A 21,239-nucleotide genomic window follows, 5' to 3' on the forward strand; every position below is an offset into this window, starting at 1 on the left:
CCACACTTCATAGGCTCTGCCTTGCCTAAAAACCAAACATACTGCTGCAAACTCAATCATTAAAGATCAACACGCCCTACTCAAATAAACAGCGAGGTGATTCCCGCTGTTTATTTTTATTGTGCGATTACTATTTATGGCTAAAAATTCGCGCTAATAAGTCTGTGTAAATGGCCTCAATTTTAAGTAAATCATCAACCGGAACATGCTCGTTTACCTGATGAATGGTACTATTTTTAACGCCGCACTCAATAACTTGGGTATGCTGGTTTGCAAAAAATCGGCCATCAGAAGTACCACCACTGGTACTTAACATGGGGTAACTCCCTGTTTGCGCATAAATGGTGTGCTCTAACTGCTGCAATAAACTCCACCCGTTTGTTGGTGGCGTATAATAGGGCTCACACGCTCGCTCCCATTCAACCTCAAGGTGCTGAGCGTATTCACTCAGCGCCGCTGATATACAGTGCTTTATTGCATTGCTTGTATAACCATGGCTATATCGCACATTAAAGGTAATTTCGCATTCACTAGGCACTAAATTATCAACAACATTATTTATATTAATGCCGGTCACTTGCAAGGTGGTTTTAGAGCTTGGCTCATCGTCAGGCCATGTTAAATTACTTAAACAATTTACAATATTACCCGCAATATGCGCAGCGTTTATAGTGTTCTGTGGGTAGGCAACATGTCCGGCCTTGCCATGAACTTTTATACGAGAAGAAATAGCGCCTCGGCGACCATTTTTAATTGTATCGCCTACGTGTGAAGAGCTTGTCGGCTCACCAACAATACAGCCATCAAGCTGTATATTATTTTTTGCTAAACGCGCGGCTATTACCTCTGAGCCAAATTCGGCCTCTCCTTCCTCATCGGAGGTAATAAGCCAGTAAAAACGCCCTTTTTTATTTTTAGTCTCTTTTAATAGTGCCTTAGTAGCACCAAGCATAGCGGCCACGCCGCCTTTCATATCGGCAGCGCCGCGACCAAACACGGCATTATTAATAATATTGCCGGCAAAAGGCGGGCTTAGCCAGTTGCCCGACTCTGCGGGCACAACATCAATATGCCCAGAAAACGCTACACATGGCCCTTCTTGCTCAAAACTAACGTAGGCAATTAAATTGGTAACGCCTTCACAAATAAACTGCTCACAGTTAAAGCCAAGCGCAGTTAACTCATTGCTAAGCCAATCTATGGCACCGCTTTGGTTAGGCGTTACAGACTCAAACCTAATAAGCGTTTGCGTATTTTTTACCACCGCGCTTAAAGGCTTACTTACACTGTTTTGCGATACTTTTGCAACAGACATAACAACACACTCAATAACCATAAGAGAGATTATTAAAGCGCGAGAATATGACCAAATAATGGCAAAGTTAATACAGTGCGATGACCGTTAAATATATAACTGTGTCAATTAATTAAAATACTTTTTGCACTGACTTTAATCTAAATCAAGAAAAGGGTTCACATACTTCAAACATTTTTGAAACTTTGATCTAGAACAGGTTTTCAACGCTCGGAGATTGTAATAATAGCGTCAATCAAAAAGTAGTTATTGGAGCACAACATGAAAACCCAAATCAGCATTGCCTTACTTACCTCTTTACTTGCTATTACCCCTGCGGCACACGCTAACCTTAGCGTTAATGTTGGCGCTATTAATGTAAATCCAGATAACAGCAGCTCGGCAATTAACGAAGCGCCAACACTGGGTCTCAAAGGCGACTCTGACACGCAGCTCGGTATTACAATCGATTATGCATTTAACGATAAGTGGGTGGTAGAGCTTATTGCCGCTACGCCGTTTTCGCACGATGTAAATGGCGCGGGTGGGTTAGCTGGCAATAAAATTGCCGACATCAAACAGCTTCCGCCATCATTGGTTGCGCAATACCACTTTTTAGATACAAGTTACGCGCTACGCCCGTTTATTGGTGTAGGGTTAAATTACACCACCTTTTTTGACGAGCAGCCTTCTCAAGCGCTAAAAGCAACCCTAGGTACTGATGATGTTGAAGTAAAACTCGATGATTCGTTTGGCTTTATTGCACAAGTAGGCGCTAACTATAAAATCGATCAACATTGGGGGCTACATGCCATGGTGTCAATGATTGATATAGATACCGATGCCACAGTGTACGCAAACGGTGCAAAAGCCCTTACATCAACCGTTGAGCTTGACCCAGTCGTTGCCATGTTTGGTGTAAGGTACAGTTTTTAATTAAGTTTGCAGCGCCTATGTTCTATGTGTTTAAGGCCGAAAGGCCTTATTTTATGAAAATTATTTAGGAAGGTTATTTACCTTTTTTTGCTCAAGCATTTCTTTCCAGTGCATAATTTCACTTGGCAAAATAGGCGCTACACCATCAAACTCGGCTACTTCAAGCATTTCTTCAATACTCACAATGCCTTTTTTGTTTTTAAACACACCGCGCACATACGCTATAGCGTGCAGGCCACGCGCAGAATGAAACTTTTGTTCAATGTAAAAATATTTATGATCCCACCCCACCAGCTTGGTACTAATGGTATAACGCTGCATAGGTTTAATATCGCGAATATAAGTTATGGCTGTAGCATTAACAATAGGAAACCAACGGCGCTTCATTACTTGTTTTAATAGACCAATTCGCTCAATCATCCAAGTGCGCGACAAGTCCATCATAGCCAAATAACGCGAGTTTGTTAGATGCAGGTTTATATCGCAGTCTGTTGGTAGCGCTTTGTAATCAATATCAACAGTATCAAGTAACTGTTGGTAGTCGCGGTTGCGCTTAATTTTAAAAAATAATAAAAGAAGTCTAATATATAAGTTCACGAGAAGGTCTTACCAGTATAAAGTTAACTCAGTGTAACATAGCCACTTGTTAAGGCGAATGTTCTGTTTTAATCTCAAATTATAAATATAAAAAAGTCATAGTATGAAATATAAATTAGCGACACTTTTCACAACCAGTTTATTATGCATTAGCACCTGCGCACTGGCCGATTTTACAATTAAAGGCCCAGGTACGGTAACTTACCCAACAGGTATAGAAAAAACCTTTAATTTTGGCTTTGCATGGCAGCAGCAGCTTGGTAAATTTTCGATAGGTAGCAAAAGCTACGATATGTCGCAATTACCTAACTCATACTCGGTGGCAATCACTTTAGCTAAAGACGATAGCCAAGTGTGGGTACAAGAGTTTAATAATGGCTTTATTGAAGCGTTTGATTGGCAAATAGGTAAACATACTGTCAGTTTGAAAAAGCAGCAATTTAAAGACCCCGTAAAAGGCAATTACGTGATTGAGCTTAATGGCCGCAGTTACTTTTTTACTCGTAATAACGCAAGCATAGTGATTAATTTTGATGTAAATGGCATAGAAACTATCGCCATTGATGGGGTTACAAAAAACATGGGCACTAAGAGCTAGTGCCCAGTAAAGCGGCTATTAAACTTTAACAGTTTTGCGATTAATACCGTAATCTCGTAGTTTATTTGCCACTGCAGTGTGGCTAAGCCCTAAACGCTTAGCTAATTGTCTTGAGCTTGGGTAAGCCGGATACAATTTGCGTAGCAAGGTTGCTTCAAAACGTTTTACAGCTTGATCTAACGACCCTTCAAAATCTGACTCTAAATAGCCTAAATCGTGGGTAAAAGTAGGCAATTGCAAATGCTCTACACGTAGCTCGCTATCATCAAGTAACGACACCGCTCGATAAATTGCATTTTCTAGCTGACGCACATTACCTGGCCACGGGTACTCTTGTAAAAAGCGTAAGCACTCTTGTGATAAAAGCGGAATTGCGTGGCCGTTTTGCTGTGCGTACTTTTGAATAAAGTGCTCGGCTAATGGGCCCACATCAGCTTTACGGTCTCTCAGTGGTGCAATCTCTAATGTGAGTACATTAATTCGATAGTATAAGTCTTCTCTAAATACGCCCTCTTGCACCATCGCGGGTAAATCTTTTTGTGTGGCTGCAATTATACGCACATTTACTTTTACTTCGTTTTCGTCGCCCACTTTTCTAAATGTGCCGTCTTGCAAAAAGCGCAGCAGCTTTGTTTGTAGCTGTGTAGACATTTCGCCAACTTCATCTAAAAACACAGTACCGCCATCTGCTTGCTCTAGTACCCCGCGTTTAGGTGCGGTGTTTTCTTCATATCCGGCGTAACCAAATAATTCAGATTCAGCCACATCATCGGGCAAAGATGCGCACGAAAGTGCAATAAACGGCTTAACCGAACGATTAGAGGCATAGTGGCACGCACGAGCAAGGAGCTCTTTACCTGTGCCAGTTTCTCCGGTTATTAAAATGGGGGCTTCTAGCTGTGACATTTTGCGTGCTTCGCGCACTACCCGGCGCATAGCAGTACTAAAGTTGTGAATTGTTGCAAAGCTTTCTTGTCCGTAACGTCTAAAGGCACTGACCTGCTGACCAAGGCGGCTTTGCGATTTTATATTTATAACCGCACCAGCTAACACGTCACCTTCACCACCTTGCGGGACGGCAATCGGTAAAATATCGGCAATAAAGTCTTCACCAGCAACATCTACCCGGGTTGTTTGTCCAAGTACTTCTTTGCCTTCTAACCAACGCGTAAAGTTAAACCCTTTTAGTAGGTTATTAATATTGGCCCCTACTACTTCTTTTTCGCTCAACTGTAGGTCTTTACAGGCAGCGTCGTTACACAAACGTACCCACCCTTTTGCGTCAATCGAAATAACACCATCGGGAAGTGCACGCAGCAGTGTATTTAATTCGTTATGCTCTCGCTCAGAGGGTAAAAAGGCGGTTGTGCGAACATCATGTACGCCATCAATCAAACGAATAGAAGGCATAATTTTTTGAAATTGCTCAAATTCAATTTCAGGAAAGCTTACATACATACGGCAATTTACCGAATCAACCTCAATCCCTTTTAAGTCAACATCGTAGTTTACTAAAATATTTAGGATCTCTTGGGCAATACCTACACGGTCGGCACAATGAATATCTAGACGCATACATCCTCGAATAAGGAAAAACTATATTAGCCGAATAATACGCTAACTCCGTTATTCAATACAGTAAATTGTAAACAAATTTGGACAAACCACCGCCTTTATCGCTGTAAACTCACGCCTATAAACATCAAACTGTAATAACGTACAGCTTAAAACTAAAAAACGCAGCGTGTAAGCTGAGTTTTAAAAGGGGTCATGCATATATGCTATTAATTTTGCGGGTATGGGGTCCAGTCTCCGCCATCTAATTGAATATAAGGACGCTGGTTGATATACATCATAATCGTGCCCTCATTTTCAGCAACTTTAGGCGCTTTAGGCAAATTTTCCAATAGATTAGCAACGCTATTATTTCCGCCAAATACATTGGTTTTCAATGTTTTGCTAACTATCTCAGAAAGTGCAAAGTAACTGGTTGATTTATTAACTACAATTTGCGAATAGTTTTGCACATCAGAGCCAATAAATTTAATAGCAACAGGAACGGAAACGATAGCTGGACTAGGAATTTCACGCAACCCTGAAAATTGTACTTTGTCACCTTTTAAGTTTGCGCCATGTTCTGGGACTATCATCAGCATGACATTACGCTCACTTTTTTCCAGCTTTTTAATAAAGCTTTTTATATCATTAAATAAATTTTTATGCCTTATTGAGTAGGTATCTTTACTATTAACTCTTGGCTGGTTCTCTAACTGATTACCATCATGCAAACTTGTAGTATTGTAGTACATAGCACAAGGTTTACAGTCATTTGATTGCTCTAACCAGGCGTTTAAAACAGCTTCGTCAGAGTAAATAGGGCTATCATCAAAACCTCTAAGCGCAACCGGCATTGAATCAATATTAAATGGCGTGCTATCTAAGCCACCAAACTTACTTATTAAACCTTTAAACTCATCAAAGTGGCCGTCGTGGTTCATTACCACATTGCTTTTGTAGCCTAAGTTTTCTAAATTTTTAAACAAATGACACTGCTCTGGCGCATTTTCAAATAAGGCAGTTTGGCTTGTTTGACCACAACTTGCTCGTAGAAGGCGAATTGCAGCAGGCCCAGAGTACGAAGTCGCCGAATTAAAATCAGAAAACACCACATCAAAATCGCTATATAAATCATCAAGGCTTACGCCAATGGCCTCTAGATCAGCCAAGGCCATCGAGCAAATATTTAGTACTATGACATCAAATAACTCGCCATCATATTGCTGAGGGAATTGGCTTGCTAGCAAACTTTGCTGCTGATAAAACTCTTTTAATTGCTGATCAGGCGATTTTGCTTCTTGCGTTACCACTTGTGCTTGTGCACGAGGCGCCGCTGTTTGAACATTATTAGCCGCCACTGGCTGTGAAATTAAATTATCCTCGTTGTTTGTGCCCTGCCAAGCTACAAACATAAGCCCAACAACTGTTACGGTGGTAAAGCGTATCCACTGTGAGCAATACCAAAAGCACACAGTAATAACAAACAGTGCTAATAACATATCAACATTAATAACCCGCGCCATGAGCTCTAAAAAGTAGCCAAAGCTAAAGTCTTGCACGTTACCAGCTTGGCGTGTTAAACGGTCTATAGGGGGCAACCACGAATCTTTATAAAGTAAAACAATGGCCATTACTGCGCCTAACAAATGTTTGGCTTTATTTAGTAAAGGGTGCGTGTAAGAAATAGCAAAAAAAGCAGCCAGCGCTGCATTTGCTAATAAGCCAAAGTCGATTGCACCATAATAAAAAAGTGCAAACTTAACTAAAAAATAGAGGTTCCACACCCCTAAGCCTGATAATTTCACTATTTACCCTTCTTTATTCTATTTGGTTTGTAAGGTTCGAGTACTTCATGTTTAAACGTAAGCTGAGCATAGTATTTTTTTATTTTTTTCAGTATCAACGACCCCGACATACATAAAAATACGCCAACTAGCATCGCTAAAATTGCTGTAATCAATAATTGATTAATACTCATACGTTACTCTTTATGGCCATTTTAAACGGCACAGCATCTGCGCGCTCGTTTTTAGTAAACTCTGGTGTTTCTAAATCAGCTGCAACACTTGCATCTATTTTTTGCGAAAATTTATAGCTTTCATTCTCTTTTAATTGGGCAGAGTAATCGGTTATATCTTGGCCCGCATAATAACGCCTAAGCTGTTTACATTCTTGCTGAATATAAAAATGATCGGAAATAATATTTTGCTGCGCAAAAAAATCGTTTGTTTCTAATTTAAACAAGTGCTTTATCGCATTGTTTACATCATTTTCGCGACACGCATGTAAATACAAATACACGGTGTTTTCTACCAAACTGAATACGTCACCTTCTCGCTTTATATGAAATAAATGCAAAGGGTGGATTGGGTCAATCCGAGGCAAAAGCTCTAATTTAACCAACACTCCACTTACCCCTAAATTTACAGCCGAGTCGCTGTGAACTTCTACCTGTTTGGTAAATTCTATAAAAGGCAAGTAACCTTTAGAAAAAGTATTTTCGGTAAATTGAAGTACATGTTCAATAGAAGGCGGTAACGGTCTTGAAAATTGAAACCCTTGAATTGACTGTACCTGTGAGAGCAACCTAGAAGGCTCTGAAAAACTATACAAAATAAGATTAACACCTAAGGTCAAAAATAAGCATTCATCTTGATGGCGGATCACCCCATCAACGTTCTGAATCACTAATTTAAGCCAGCGACCACAGTTTTTTCTCAGCTCAAAACATTGCTTGGCAAGCAGGGCTAAATCGGTATAGCGAGATACTGCAAATACCAATGTTGCCGCCTCTAATTTAGGGCCTTTAGAAAAAAGCGCATTGTTGTCTTTTATTATTTTATATTTTGCAGGAAGCTTGGTCCCTTCAGGAATAGCTCCTTGTACAATCCACACGTCGTCTTCATCTGCAAATACACCCGATGTTGAGGTTTGTTGTTCCGTAATACTATTTTGCTGCACTTTAAAGCAGCCATTTTCAATCATTAATGGATACTGTACAGAGGCGATGATACCTGTACTGTGATGCCAATAATCGTACTCTAGTACGCGCACTGTGGAATCATTCTCAACATATACTAACCCGTCGAGTTCCGAATTTAACCGCCTTAATAAAAAGCGATAGTTAGTCACCTCAGGGCCAGAAACTAAAAATAAGACAGTTGCTCCTGATTGTGTACTAAATTTTTTATAGGCCTGAACACTTTGCATCAGTTGCTTTTGATCCAATGAGGCTAAATCAGTCGTACTAAAGTGAACAATGACTAATGCATTATTTAGCTGTTTATAAGCATTTAGCTCTTTTAGAGTATTGTTAATTATTTGTTGCTTTGGCCAGTCGCGCGTATCTGCCGAAAACCTAAACGGATGCACTTTGTGTTGGTCAAATGCATGATTTAATGCATCGCTAAAAGGACCTTCAAAAAATATTTCTATTTGAGAAGAAACAATATAAATATCAGAAGCTGAGGGGTTATTAATTGCATGTAATGCCAGTTCAGTAGCAAAATTGTCTAAAGGGGCTAAAATTGCATATAACGATGCAGGTTTTAGCTCTGCAGCAGAGGGCTGCAAGCCTGAAATGTTAAAGTTTTGCACTGAATTTAGCCTATAAAAAATACTTTTTTACTAGTTTTACCCGCTATTCTATATATAATAGACAAATATTGTCCACTTTAAATAAAAATAATAAACTTTAGCACAAAGGCAACAATGCGTAATTTAACGACAAAAAGCTCTGAAACCTTAACATCAAATGACATTGAGAACCTTGCACGACGTTTTGGCGGCAAAAGTGAAGATTACGTTGAAATTGTTAATAAACAAAAAAATAAACAAACAATAAAAAAATATGCATTACTGAACGAAATACACCGTGCAGTAAATGCGTAAGTAGTAATTGAAACGACAGGTAAACAATCCTTTGCAAAGAATTTTTCTTAAAGGCATTAAAGGCGGCACTGGCGCTACTTCTATGGTTGCCAACTTAGCCTGCGTATTAAAAAAATCAGGCTCTGACGTTATTGCTATAGATTTAGACTCTAAAAGCGATTTGGGCCTGCACTTTGGCCTGCCTTGGAAGTACAACCACGGCTGGAGTAACGAGCAGGACTTTGAACAAGCCCTTGAGCACTTTCATCAAGATAGTGATGGCATAGTGTTTTTACCTTTTGGCGATAAAAGTGTTAGTACCGCCGCGTTATTCGACTTTATTAACAATTGCAATAAGCTGGATTATAACAATAATGCTTGGCTTCTTTTTGATTGCCCTGCACATATTGATATCACCCACTATCCGCTCGATAAAAACGACATAGTGATTGAAATAGTTAATTGTGATGCTATTTGCCACAGCTTAATTTATAAAAAACTACAAACGTTAAAACACACTGACAACCATTGGAAACACTTCTTTTTAGTCAATCGTTATAACTCTGCATCAACACTTGAGTTTGACCTGTTTTCTTTATGGCAATCTACCTTGCCGCTTATGGCGCCCTTTTTTATAAATAGTGATGAAGTAATTAAAGAGTCTACAGCCTATAGAAATGTAGCGCTTAATTGTGCGCCTTACAGTGTTGCTAACGATGACTTTGAAACACTTGCCGGCTGGCTTGTAAGTAAATCGGCCCTGTAGTTATGAGCTTTTCTTTATTTTATAAGCGCCCAATACACAGTACTTTGTATTTACTGTTAAGCATTATTTTTACTGAAAAACTTGTACGTTATATTTTATTTAAGTTTCATAGTTATTTTAACCAGCACAAAGTAAACGTAATAGAAGCCTTTTTAATGCCTTTTATTACGCTGATTAGTTCATTGTTTATCAATATAAAAGACCACAAAATTAACTTTGAACTTATTTTATATGATTACTACCCGCATCTTCGCTTGCCGTACCGCACGTTTATTTATTCAAATATTTTGCGCTTTATCATTCAAAGCGTTTATTTGTTATTTTTTAAATACAAACCTAACAATAACTCTGTAAGGGAACGGCTATCAAATCAGTTTTATAATGGGGTAAGTTATTCACTTAAACAGTTGCGTTGGTTTGACTTAAAGCTAGGTAGATTACTAAAGCGTTTGTTATCAAAAAACGTTAAGGGTTCTAAAAAAAGTGCTTTTAAAACCATGGCTGACGCTAAGATATGGCAAAATAAACTAATAAAATATGTGGTTGTAGCCTTTATATTGTTTTTACTGGGTATTTTTATAACCATTCCGTTTAGCCTAGAAGCGCAAGCCGTGTTTATTAGTTTTATTTTGATAGTGGCATACGGGCTCAAGCGCGTTAAAGGGCAAATGGCCACCATTGTAATGATCACCCTATCGGTAACCACTTCATCGCGTTATTTATGGTGGCGCTACACAGAAACCCTCAATTGGGATGACCCTGTTGCGCTTACGTTAGGCGCAGGCTTGCTGCTGGCAGAAACCTATGCGTGGCTAGTGCTCATTTTAGGCTTTTTTCAAACTATAAACCCCCTTGAGCGTAAACCTGTTCCGTTGCCAGAAAACATCGACTTATGGCCAACAGTTGATGTATACATTCCTACTTATAATGAACCATTAAGCGTTGTACAACCTACCACGCTTGCGGCGATGAGCATTGATTGGCCTGCTGATAAGCTCAACGTGTATATTCTTGATGATGGCAAACGCCCTGAGTTTAAAGAATTTGCTCAAAAAGTGGGGGTGGGTTATTTAACACGACCCGATAATAACCACGCTAAAGCCGGTAATATGAATAGCGCCATGCGCTACACTAACGGCGACTACATTGCTATTTTTGACTGCGACCACGTACCTGCCCGCTCATTTTTACAAATGACCATGGGGCAATTTTTAAAAGACAGCAAAGTATGTTTAGTGCAAACTCCGCATCACTTTTTCTCAGCAGACCCGTTTGAGCGTAATTTAAATAACCACAGCCAAATCCCTAATGAAAACATGCTTTTTTATGGCTTGATCCAAGATGGTAATGACATGTGGGATGCCACCTTCTTTTGTGGCTCATGCGCTGTTTTAAAACGTGAAGCACTCGACAATATTGGTGGCTTTGCATTTGAAACGGTAACCGAAGATGCCCACACTGCACTGCGTATGCAACGTGCCGGTTATAAAACCGCTTATATAAATATCCCACAAGCTGCAGGCCTTGCCACCGATAGCCTCTCTGCACATATTGGCCAGCGTATTCGTTGGGCTCGGGGTATGGCGCAAATATTTAGGCTCGATAACCCAATTTTAGGTAAAGGGCTCGATATACCACAGCGCCTGTGCTACTTAAACGCCATGCTGCACTTTTTATCGGGCATTCCGCGTATTGTATTTTTAACCGCGCCACTGGCACTCATATACTTTAATGCTTACATTATTTATGCGCCGTTTTTAGCTATTTTTATTTATGTAGTGCCTACACTCATACAAATAAAAGCGACCAACTCACGAATTCAGGGTAAATATCGCTACTCTTTTTGGGGTGAAGTGTATGAGTCTGTTCTTGCGTGGTACATATTAAAGCCGACAACCGTTGCGCTAATAAACCCTAATAAGGGTAAGTTTAACGTAACAGAAAAAGGCGGCTTAAATGATAAAGAACATTACGATTGGGGTATATCTAAACCCTACTTGGTACTTTTACTCATAAACTTAGTTGGCATGCTTGTAGGTGTTTTACGCTTAGGCTTTGGCGATCCGAGCCAAGTGGGCGTTTTGTTAATCAGCATGGGCTGGGCAATTTATAATATTATTATTTTAGGCGCTGCGGTAGCCGTTGCTGCAGAAGCTAGGCAAGTAAGGCAGTCACACCGTATTAAGGCAAACTTTCCGGCCGGCGTGCGCTTAGCAAATGGGCATACGTTAAAAGTTAAAATAACCGATTACTCTGATAATGGAGTGGGCATTGAAACAGAGCACGCTCATTTATGCCGAGTAAACGACAAAATAGAGCTATTAATGAGCCGCGGAAATAAACAGTTTTCGTTTACAACGTATGTATGTAACACCCGAAACAAACAAATAGGCTTAACGTTAAAAGATCTCTCGCTCGAAAAGCAAAAAGCATTTATACAGTGTACTTTTTCAAGAGCGGATGCGTGGCTTGATTGGCAAAATAATTTTCGTCATGACCGCCCTTCATATAGCTTTAAAGAAGTACAAAAAACAAGTTTAAGAGGATTTAGTAATTTATTGTTTCATGCTCCTAAGCCATTACAACCCTTTGTAAAACTAATGACAAAAATTGTTGTATATATAAACTCTTTCACCCCTAAAAAACCAATAGTGCATTATAATTATGATTAAAAATTTGCTTAATACATTTCTAATACTGTTTTTAACATGCAGTGCTTACAAAGCATGTGCTATTGAGCCAATGCACGATAAATCTGTGTTTATAAATGGCTACCCAGAAAGCGCCCACGTGTCTAGTTTAAGATTAGACTTTGCTGCTTTAGGCTTTGATGGCTACAAGCTTGATGGCATAAACAACAACTCAAGAGTGGATTTTACCAACCGTATTGATAAATTAAGCACCGATTTACAGCTTAATTTTTCGTACACAAACTCGCCATCATTGATTGCTAACGTGTCGCATTTAAAAGTGTATTTTAATGAAAACTTAGTCACTGTACTGCCCATAAATGAGCAACTAAGTGTGGTTAAAAATACCGTTAACCATAGCCTAAAACTCAATGCTAAGTATGTACAAGACTACAACCAAGTACGGTTTGAGCTTGTTGGTTATTATGATTTAAGTTGCCAAGATTACTTTAGCCGCTCTATTTGGACCGAAATTAATAAATCGAGCAATATCACGCTCAATCAAAAGCAACTGGCAATAGATAGCCGTTTAGAATATTTACCAGAGCCCTTTTTTGATGCCAAAGATTACAATAAGTTAAGCTTACCGTTTGTGTTTGCAAAAACACCTAACACCAAAACGATTGAAGCGGCTGCGACTCTTTCAAGCTGGTTTGGCGCGCAAGCTGACTGGCGTGGTGCTGATTTTCCGGTGGTGATTAACAAATCATTAGATACGCACAGCGTGGTTTTTATTACCAACGATTCAAAGCCTGACTTTTTAAAAGACTATCCCGATGTGGAAAAGCCAACCGTTGAGATTATTTCAAACCCACTACATAGATACAGCAAAATGTTGCTTATTTTAGGGCGTGATGAAGACGATTTAAAAACCGCCGTCACGGGATTGGCCTTTGGCCATAAAGTCATGACCGGCAGAACAGCTAGCATAGAAGCAATTAACCAACTACCGCTTCGCAAGGCGTACGATGCCCCGCGCTGGTTACGCGCTGATAGAGCTGTACACTTTGACGAATTAATTGATTTTGACAATCAGCTACAAGCACAAGGGTTAAATAACGGACCCGTAAAATTAAACGTGCGTTTTGCTCCAGATTTATTTACTTGGCGAGAAAAAGGCATCCCCATTACATTGCAATATCGCAGCACACCCGAGAGCGAGTCTTTGGACTCTCGGTTAAATATGTTGATTAATCAAAAGTTTATTAGTGGATATTTGTTAGATAACGACGACTCTACACTCAATACTACAAAAACATTATTGCCACTTATTGCCAATACCGATACTACACAAAACACAGAAAACTTTTCACTTAATGGCATAAACTTAGCCACTCGGAACGAGCTAAACTTTGATTTTAGATTTGATGCGATGAAAAAAGGTGAGTGTGCAATAGCACCACCTGGTGGTGAGTTTGGTGTTATTGATGGTAATTCTAATATTGATGTAAGTGGCTTTGATCATTACATTGCCCTGCCAGATTTAAATGTATTTGCGAACAGTGGCTTCCCGTACACCAAATATGCCGATTTACAGCAAACACTTGTACTAATTGACCAGCAACCTTCTGCAAAAGCGTTAACTTTGCTGTTTAATCTTACCGGTCATTTTGGCGCAATAACGGGGTATCCAACCCACAGAATGACAGTGGCCCATTTAAATGAAAATGTTGATTTAGACGACAAAGATATTTTAGTTGTTGCAAAGCCTGGCAGCACAGCTCAGCAACTAGATGAAGGTGTGCATACAAACGTACTTTTAACGAATAACCAACGTGAAATAAAGCAAGCAATTTACAACGGTGGATACGATGAGCAAGCCACAGATAAAATACAAGTGAGTGTAAAAAGTAGCGGAGATATGGCGGTAATTACAGCTTATCAATCTCCTTTTGATTCTGAACGCTCTGTTGTGTCACTTAATGCCACCACTGAAAAAGCATTTGGCTTAATTGATAAAACCCTTATGGATTCGCAAACATTAAGCCAATTAAAAGGCAGTGCTGCGGTTATAAACTCACAAGGCGTTAAAACAATAAAAACCGAAGAGCAATACTTTGTCGGTCATATTCCTGTACATACGCTGGTGTGGTTCCATTTATCTGACCATCCATTTATTTTAGCTCTGCTTTCAATATTAACGCTGTTACTAATTTCATTTATTTTATGGCGATTACTACAAGCACTCACCCATAAGCGTTTAGCTGAAGGAGATGAATAATGACATTACTTAACCGAGCATTATTAGTAGCCGCTTTTTTAAGTTTTTCTGTGTCAGCGCAAACGCAGCAGTGCGAGCCTTGGCAGGGGTGGCAAGTATTTAAAAATCACTTTATTAGTGATGAAGGCCGCGTAATAGACCTAGGTTCAAAACAAAATATTACCACCTCAGAGGGGCAATCATACGCACTATTTTTTGCGCTAGTAGCAAACGATAAAGCCGCGTTTGATAGCATTTTAGATTGGACGCAAGACCATCTCTCTGAAGGCGATTTAAGTACACGTCTGCCTGCGTGGCAATGGGGTGAAACAGGCAATGATACCTATGGGATTATAGACTCAAACCCAGCATCAGATTCTGATTTATGGATAGCATATAGTTTATCGCAAGCAGCTATTTTATGGGATGACCGCCGCTATAGTATTTTAGCTGCTGTATTAGCGCAGCGTATTATGCGAGAAGAAACCGCCTATATTTCAGGGTTAGGGCTTACTTTATTACCCGCCCCTGCTGGGTTTGAATTTGAAAATAACACCTATAAACTCAACCCTAGTTATTCACCGTTATTTATTTATCAGCAATTTAGCAAATTATACCCGCACTCACCTTGGCAGCAATTACATGAAGCGTCTGCAAAGCTTATTTTGGATACCGCTAAAAACGGAGTTAGCCCTGACTGGGTGATGTATAGCCCAGCAAAAGGTTTTTATTACGATAAAAAAGCAACCGATTTAGGCAGTTTTAACGCCATTAGGGTTTACTTATGGGCCAGCATGATGGCGAACGATGCGCCATACAAAGCACAACTAAGCGAGCAGTTTACCCCTTTTGTAGAGGCTATAAACAGCCGTGGATACGTCCCTTTAAATACCTATGCGCGCTCTGGCAAAACCCAAAAGCGTGGCCCATTAGGCTTTAATGCTGCCCTACTGCCCATGCTAAAAGAAAAAGGCGATGATTCTTTGGTTATGGCCATTCAACAAAAGTTAATGGTCGATAAGTCATTCACACAAACACGCTATTACGACAGTGTATTAAATCTGTTTGGTAGTAGTGCGCTTAATAAGCGCTTTTCAATAACAGCAGACGGGACGCTCAAGCCAAGGTGGAGCACTGAATGTCGTTAAAATGGGCTGTTGTTTGTACGTTAGCAGTCAGCGCAAGTGTGCATGCTAAAACAAATAATGACATTGATACACACTCTGTTGAGTGGCTTTTAAGCCAAATCAATATTGGTGAAGTGCAAGAAAATAAAGATTTAATTGCCGATAGCTTACAAAAGCTATTGGCTATTGCCCCTAATCGAATAGAAAGCCAGTGTGCGCTTGCTCGTTTTGAGTTTGCCAATGGTAAGGCTATACAAGCAAATCAAATTTTAAGAAAAATTGACGGTAACAACACACGTACCCACCCTTGTGTAGAACAGTTACGATTAATTGCTAGATTAGAAAACGAAGACAAAGCAGATATACAGCAAGCTAAATTACTTGCCCGTGCGGGACGTTACGAACAAGCGCGATTAATTTACAACAGGCTTTTTAAAAACACCTATCCAAGCTTAGCGTTTGAGCTCGAGCACTTAAGTTGGTATGCACAAGAGCAAAGCCAATGGAAAAATGTAAAAAAAGGCTACGAAAGGCTACTACGCAGTTACGAAAACATCGGCGCGGTAGATATTGCATATGCGCGCCACTTACTCAGAAATAACCCCACTGATAGCACCGCGCTAACTATTTTAAGTAAATATGGAAATAACCCATCTTTTATCAATGAGGTAGAGTTTATTTGGCTTGCAGCCTTAAAGAGTATGGAGCTTTCTCAAGAGACAGTAGAACAGTATCAACGCTATTTCTCCGTTTATCCATTTAGTAGTAAGGGCAAGTTACAATATGAAGACTTCCAAAAAGATTTACAAGTAAGGCAAACCTTACTTGCCGATCCTGCATATCAACTTTGGCTTAAAGGAGATCGTTTAGTCAATGCGAAAAAATTAAATGAAGCTGAGCCAATACTATTAAACGCTTTAAAAGGTCGGCCAACCGATAAAGAAATTATGCGTAGCTTAGGATATTTGTATTTAGGCAGAAGCGACTATAAAAAATCGTATTACTACTTTTTTGCCGCTCAAAAATATACACCTAACTTTGATGAGCGTGAAGAACTTAAAGAACTCGCAACAGTTGCGAAGTTTTGGCTGTACATGACTGAAATGGAAGACGCTATCGAGCAATATGACTTCAAGACTGCACAGTTAAAACTAAACCTAGCTGAGCAATTAAATTATGATCAAGAAGCTTTTCTCTATAACAAAGGCTTATTGTTAGTCGCTCAAGGAAACTACACTCAAGCAGCAGCCGCCTATTACGCAGCCCTAAAAACCAACCCTTTATATGAAAATGCCTTACTTGGCTTATTGGATATTACGCAGCTTGATAAAAATCAAAAATCTATTCGCAATTTTTATAATTCATTAAATGCTAAGCAGCGAAATTTAATCTATCCCTCTTATGCAGCTGCAATTAGCAACAATCTAAGAGGTAAGGCAAATGAGTATACTAATGAGGGCAATTTAGAGAAAGCAGAAGAGTTACTTAAACAGGCGATTGAACTTTCACCGGAGCAACCATGGTTATACTACGATTTAGCCTTTATATTCCAGCAAAAAGGTCTTCCTCAACAAGCACGTAATTTATTTAATAATGCATTGTGGCAATTCCCACTAAATCCCCAAATAAGATATAGCCATGCTTTATTTTTACGCTCAATTGATGATTATCAAGGCGCTTTAAACACCTTAGAATATGTGCCGGTTAATGATCGAAATGACGACATAATCTCTCTTGAGCAACAACTTAGGCTCAACGAGTCTCTTCGACAAAGCGAGCGACACTTAAATACTAAAAATAGAACCACGGCTATTTTTCATTTAAGTAATTTAGAAGCGCAAAATTTAACTCCAGTAATGAAAGCCGAGCTATCGCGTAGCTGGTATCAAATAGATGAGAAAAAACATGCTCTAAAGTTAATTAATAATGCATTAAATACCGAGCCTACTTTATCACCTTATTGGCATATGCTTTACGCGCAGTGGCTATTAGAACAAAACGAGCGCCCTGCTGTAGAGCAATGGTTTTCTCATTACAGCTTGCCTAATAATGCAAGTGCTGGCGAAGTAGAACAGTACGTCAATTTATACACCACGTATATTAATCAGTATTACGAAGGTGGCGAATTATTAGCAAAGCTTAACCAGCTTGATCAAAAGTACCAAAGTACACCCGCCATCACCACGGCATTAATAAATGCGAATTTAGCTCTGGGGCAGCAAGAGTCAGCAATTATTGTTTATCAGCAAAAACTGAAAAACAATCAGCCAATTGAACCTCAAGCAATGCTTGCAATAGCTAAAGCTTACAGAGAATTAGGTAACGACTTTCAGGCAAAAGAAGTTACTGAGCGCGCAATAACGCAAACAGATGATCAGCAAGCCTACTTACAACGCCAAATAATGACCTCGTTAAATGACTTTAATTACGCAGGTGATGCTTTAGCTTTAGCCAATCAATTAATTGCTAAATCACCCAATGATAAAGAGCTTAGTTATTTAGGCGCTGAAGTTGCCCGAAATTTTAATGAACAAGACCAAGCTAAGCAATGGTATTTAAAAACGCTATCAAGCGAGCAACGACTAAACGATGAATCGTTTTATAAACAAATTGCTCGCATAGATGAAAATGATGCGTGGTATATTAATGGCGCTAAACGCGAGCTTATAAATGAGCAAAGCAAAAACCAAGCATACATTGCTATTGGGGTTAACTTTAGTGGCCAAACAAGCACCGAAAGCGAGGCAACTCTTGGCGCAGGCTTAGTACCTATTGAGGCCTACTTTCCACTTTGGCAAGGCCAAGGGTTTATTAAAATAGACCCAACCACTATTAGCGCTCAAACAACTCGCTTTGATGAGCAATTTGCTGGTAGCCGCTACGGCCAAGGTGCACTTTGTATATTTACCTGTGCTATTGATGAAGTAAGCCCTGAGCAAGATGGGGTCGACATAGGTATTGGATGGCAAAATAAAAATTGGCGTGTTGATGTAGGCACGACCCCGCTTGGCTTTTTAATTGAAGACATAGTATGGGGTGTAAATTACGCCAACAGTATTGGCGACTTTGGTTATAGCCTAGAGCTCGAAAAACGCCCTGTAACAAGCTCCGTGCTCTCTTATGCTGGGCTTGAAGATGTAAATACCGGTGAAGTTTGGGGCGGTGTGCGCTCAACAGGCCTAACTGCTAACTTATCTCATGACTTAGGTGGCGATTGGGGCTTTTGGTCAAGCGCCGACTTTACGCTCTATAAAGGGCAAAATGTTAAAGATAACCAACGCTATAGAGTAATGGGCGGGTCTTATTATCGCGTTATTAGTAATCAAGAACGCGAATTTACCGTCGGCGCAAGTCTATTACATTGGGCATATCAGTATAATTTAAGTGAAGAAACATGGGGCCACGGCGGTTACTATAGCCCACAAAACTACGTTGGGTTGTCGGTGCCTTTAAGCTACGATGCGCGCTGGGGCGATGACTTTGTTTATCGCTTAAAAACAGGGATTTCGTATTCGCAAACAAAAACCCAAGCCATTGATTTTTATCCTAACGATACTGACTTGCAGCTACAAGCCTACGATAGAGAAGCGATTACCGGGGTAGACCCAGTATTTGAGAGTGATGACAGCTCTGGCGTGTCATACAATCTTGAAGGGAGCTTTGAGTACCGTATAACGCCACATTGGTTTTTTGGTGGTTATTTAGCCATCGATCGCGCTGACTTTTACGAACCAAACTTTGGCCAGCTCTATATTCGCTATTACTTCAATCCTGTGTACGGGACGTTAGAGTTTCCTGGCACCCCAATTATTCCCTATGCAGACTTTTAACGCAGTGCAAGGTGATACATCGCGAATGCTTCCCCTCGCACTAAGGTATATGTATACTTGAGCGCAATTGTAACTAGGATAAGGGTGTGTCTCTTACCTTGTGGTGTTACTACCATTTAGCAAATCATTATCTTAGCTACAAATAATATACAGATGGTCGAGCGTTTTAGTGCCCCATGGCACAAAACAGCTAAAGCAAAAAATTATAAGGCCATTACAACAATTCTTAAAGTTAGGAAGTAAATATGAGTTCAGCTCCAGATAGTGGTTGGTTTGGCCACCCTAAAGGACTTTCGACATTGTTCTTCACTGAGATGTGGGAACGAATGAGTTACTACGGCATGCGAGCGATGCTCGTATTGTTTATGACAGCAAGCCTACAAGAAGAAGGCCTTGCCTTTACTGTTGCATCAGCTGCTGCAATTTACGGTTTATACACAGGTGCCGTTTATTTCTTAGGCTTACCGGGTGGTTGGCTAGCGGATAGATTATTCGGTGGTCAAAAGGCCGTCTGGTACGGCGGTATCATCATCATGTGTGGCCATATTATTTTGGCCGTGCCTCATGAGTATTCATTTTTTATTGGTTTGATCTTTGTTGCTACAGGTACTGGTTTGCTAAAACCAAATATCAGCGCAATGGTAGGCCAGTTATACAGCGATGCTGATGAGCGCCGTGATGGCGGTTACGCTATATACTACATGGGTATTAACTTAGGTTCTTTAATTGGTTACTACGTATGTGGTTACTTTATGGAAAACGTAGGTTGGCACTGGGCATTTGGTGCAGCTGCTGTGGGTATGGCTATTGGCTTAATCCAATATAAGCGTACGCTTAACAACCTACCAGAGCACAGTGCATTCCCGGCTAACCCATTAAGCGCTAAAGGTGCATCTCGTGCATGGTTTGGTATTGCTGCTTTTGTTGTTATTGCCGCTGGTGTGACCGCTGCAGCAATGACGGGCGCAATTATTATTAACCCAACTGTTGTAGCAGGCTACACAGCTGTTGTGTTTACTATTATATTCTTTATTTATTTCGGGGTTATTTACTTTACAGGTAAATTAACAGCGGGCGAAAAACAAAGAATGTGGGCACTATTTTTAGTGTGTGTTGCCTCTGCGTGTTTTTGGTCTGGCTTTGAGCAAGCGGGTTCATCACTTAACCTATTTGCCCGTGATTACACAGATCGCCTTATTGGTACTTTTGAAATTCCGACTACGTGGTTCCAATCTTTAAACTCACTATTTATTATTGCTTTATCGCCATTTTTTGCCGCGCTTTGGATTAACTTATCTAAAAAGATGGTATCGCCGACTTATAGCGTAAAATGTGCAATGGGCTTAATTATTATGGCTTCGGGCTTTTTAGTTATGTTTATGGCCGCTCACTACGCAGCTGAAGGCTTAAAAGTAGCGCCATACTGGCTAGTAACAACCTACTTTTTACATACAGTGGGTGAGCTTTGTTTAAGCCCTGTAGCATTAAGTGCGGTAAGTAAACTTTCGCCGCGTCGTTACACAGGCCAAATGATGGGTGTATTTGTATTAACTTATTCAATTGGTAACATTATTGCTGGCTTACTGGCTGGTAACTTTGATCCAAATAACGTTGAAGAAATCCCTAACTTATACTTACAAATTGCCTTATTTAGCATTGGCGTAGGTATTGTTTTAGTGCTTATGAGCTTTAAAGCGAAAGTATGGGAAAAACAAGGCCTAGAAGAAAAAGCTGCATAATATTGCACGTTTAATTACGCGTAATACTAATTATA

At 40.0% G+C, this 21,239-nt stretch carries 14 protein-coding genes; 9 read left to right on the forward strand and 5 right to left on the reverse strand.

The genetic code is table 11. The features are described 5' to 3' along the window. Nucleotides 1–130 precede the first annotated feature (130 nt). Nucleotides 131–1,315, reverse strand: coding sequence for a succinyl-diaminopimelate desuccinylase (gene dapE, locus AN390_RS05385; RefSeq protein ID WP_055253198.1), 1,185 nt, complete (start codon nt 1,313–1,315; stop codon nt 131–133). Nucleotides 1,316–1,576: 261 nt separating this feature from the next. Here dapE and AN390_RS05390 point away from each other — a divergent pair, with 261 nt between their 5' ends. Further along, nucleotides 1,577–2,230: an OmpW family protein gene (locus tag AN390_RS05390; protein ID WP_004588347.1), complete on the forward strand. Its 654-nt coding sequence runs from the start codon at nt 1,577–1,579 to the stop codon at nt 2,228–2,230. Between the two features lie 60 nt (nt 2,231–2,290). Here AN390_RS05390 and AN390_RS05395 read toward each other — a convergent pair whose 3' ends face one another. Next, nucleotides 2,291–2,827, reverse strand: a complete 537-nt coding sequence (locus AN390_RS05395) for a thioesterase family protein (RefSeq protein WP_004588346.1) — start codon at nt 2,825–2,827, stop codon at nt 2,291–2,293. Between the two features lie 103 nt (nt 2,828–2,930). Here AN390_RS05395 and AN390_RS05400 point away from each other — a divergent pair, with 103 nt between their 5' ends. Beyond that, nucleotides 2,931–3,425 (forward strand): hypothetical protein, encoded by a 495-nt coding sequence (locus tag AN390_RS05400; protein WP_055253150.1) that lies wholly within the window; start codon nt 2,931–2,933, stop codon nt 3,423–3,425. Nucleotides 3,426–3,443: 18 nt separating this feature from the next. Here AN390_RS05400 and tyrR read toward each other — a convergent pair whose 3' ends face one another. The 3 genes from tyrR to bcsE all read right to left on the reverse strand — a co-directional run bounded on the left by tyrR (nt 3,444) and on the right by bcsE (nt 8,579). Continuing rightward, the gene (gene tyrR, locus AN390_RS05405; RefSeq protein ID WP_004588344.1) at nt 3,444–5,000 is read right to left on the reverse strand and encodes a transcriptional regulator TyrR; all 1,557 of its coding nucleotides are present in this window, start codon (nt 4,998–5,000) and stop codon (nt 3,444–3,446) included. 209 nt (nt 5,001–5,209) lie between these two features. Continuing rightward, entirely contained in the window at nt 5,210–6,787 is a 1,578-nt protein-coding gene (bcsG, locus tag AN390_RS05410; protein ID WP_055253151.1) for a cellulose biosynthesis protein BcsG, read from the reverse strand. Nucleotides 6,788–6,956: 169 nt separating this feature from the next. Beyond that, nucleotides 6,957–8,579: a cellulose biosynthesis protein BcsE gene (gene bcsE, locus AN390_RS05415; protein ID WP_055253152.1), complete on the reverse strand. Its 1,623-nt coding sequence runs from the start codon at nt 8,577–8,579 to the stop codon at nt 6,957–6,959. Between the two features lie 114 nt (nt 8,580–8,693). On the opposite strand from bcsE, the gene bcsR reads away from it, so the two are divergent. The 7 genes from bcsR (at nt 8,694) to AN390_RS05450 (ending at nt 21,204) form a co-directional block, all read left to right on the forward strand. After that, nucleotides 8,694–8,873 carry a BcsR/BcsP family cellulose biosynthesis protein gene (gene bcsR / locus AN390_RS05420; RefSeq protein ID WP_055253153.1) on the forward strand — a complete coding sequence of 60 codons (180 nt, stop codon included), beginning with the start codon at nt 8,694–8,696 and terminating at the stop codon, nt 8,871–8,873. Between the two features lie 31 nt (nt 8,874–8,904). Further along, on the forward strand, nt 8,905–9,618 hold the full coding sequence (gene bcsQ / locus AN390_RS05425; protein WP_055253154.1) for a cellulose biosynthesis protein BcsQ: 714 nt from the start codon (nt 8,905–8,907) through the stop codon (nt 9,616–9,618). A gap of 2 nt (nt 9,619–9,620) precedes the next feature. Continuing rightward, on the forward strand, nt 9,621–12,290 hold the full coding sequence (gene bcsA, locus AN390_RS05430) for a UDP-forming cellulose synthase catalytic subunit (RefSeq protein ID WP_055253155.1): 2,670 nt from the start codon (nt 9,621–9,623) through the stop codon (nt 12,288–12,290). Further along, on the forward strand, nt 12,283–14,529 hold the full coding sequence (gene bcsB, locus AN390_RS05435) for a cellulose biosynthesis cyclic di-GMP-binding regulatory protein BcsB (RefSeq protein WP_055253156.1): 2,247 nt from the start codon (nt 12,283–12,285) through the stop codon (nt 14,527–14,529). Before bcsA ends, bcsB begins: the two co-directional genes overlap by 8 nt. Further along, nucleotides 14,529–15,656, forward strand: coding sequence for a cellulose synthase complex periplasmic endoglucanase BcsZ (gene bcsZ, locus AN390_RS05440; protein WP_095206730.1), 1,128 nt, complete (start codon nt 14,529–14,531; stop codon nt 15,654–15,656). The genes bcsB and bcsZ overlap by 1 nt, the downstream gene beginning before the upstream one ends. Next, nucleotides 15,647–19,465: a cellulose synthase subunit BcsC-related outer membrane protein gene (locus AN390_RS05445; RefSeq protein ID WP_055253158.1), complete on the forward strand. Its 3,819-nt coding sequence runs from the start codon at nt 15,647–15,649 to the stop codon at nt 19,463–19,465. The genes bcsZ and AN390_RS05445 overlap by 10 nt, the downstream gene beginning before the upstream one ends. 245 nt (nt 19,466–19,710) lie before the next feature. Continuing rightward, a complete protein-coding gene (locus AN390_RS05450; protein WP_055253159.1) occupies nt 19,711–21,204 on the forward strand; it encodes a peptide MFS transporter in 1,494 nt (497 codons plus the stop codon). Nucleotides 21,205–21,239: the final 35 nt, after the last annotated feature.

The organism is Pseudoalteromonas sp. P1-11, assembly GCF_001399995.1.
Taxonomy (GTDB): domain Bacteria; phylum Pseudomonadota; class Gammaproteobacteria; order Enterobacterales; family Alteromonadaceae; genus Pseudoalteromonas; species Pseudoalteromonas atlantica.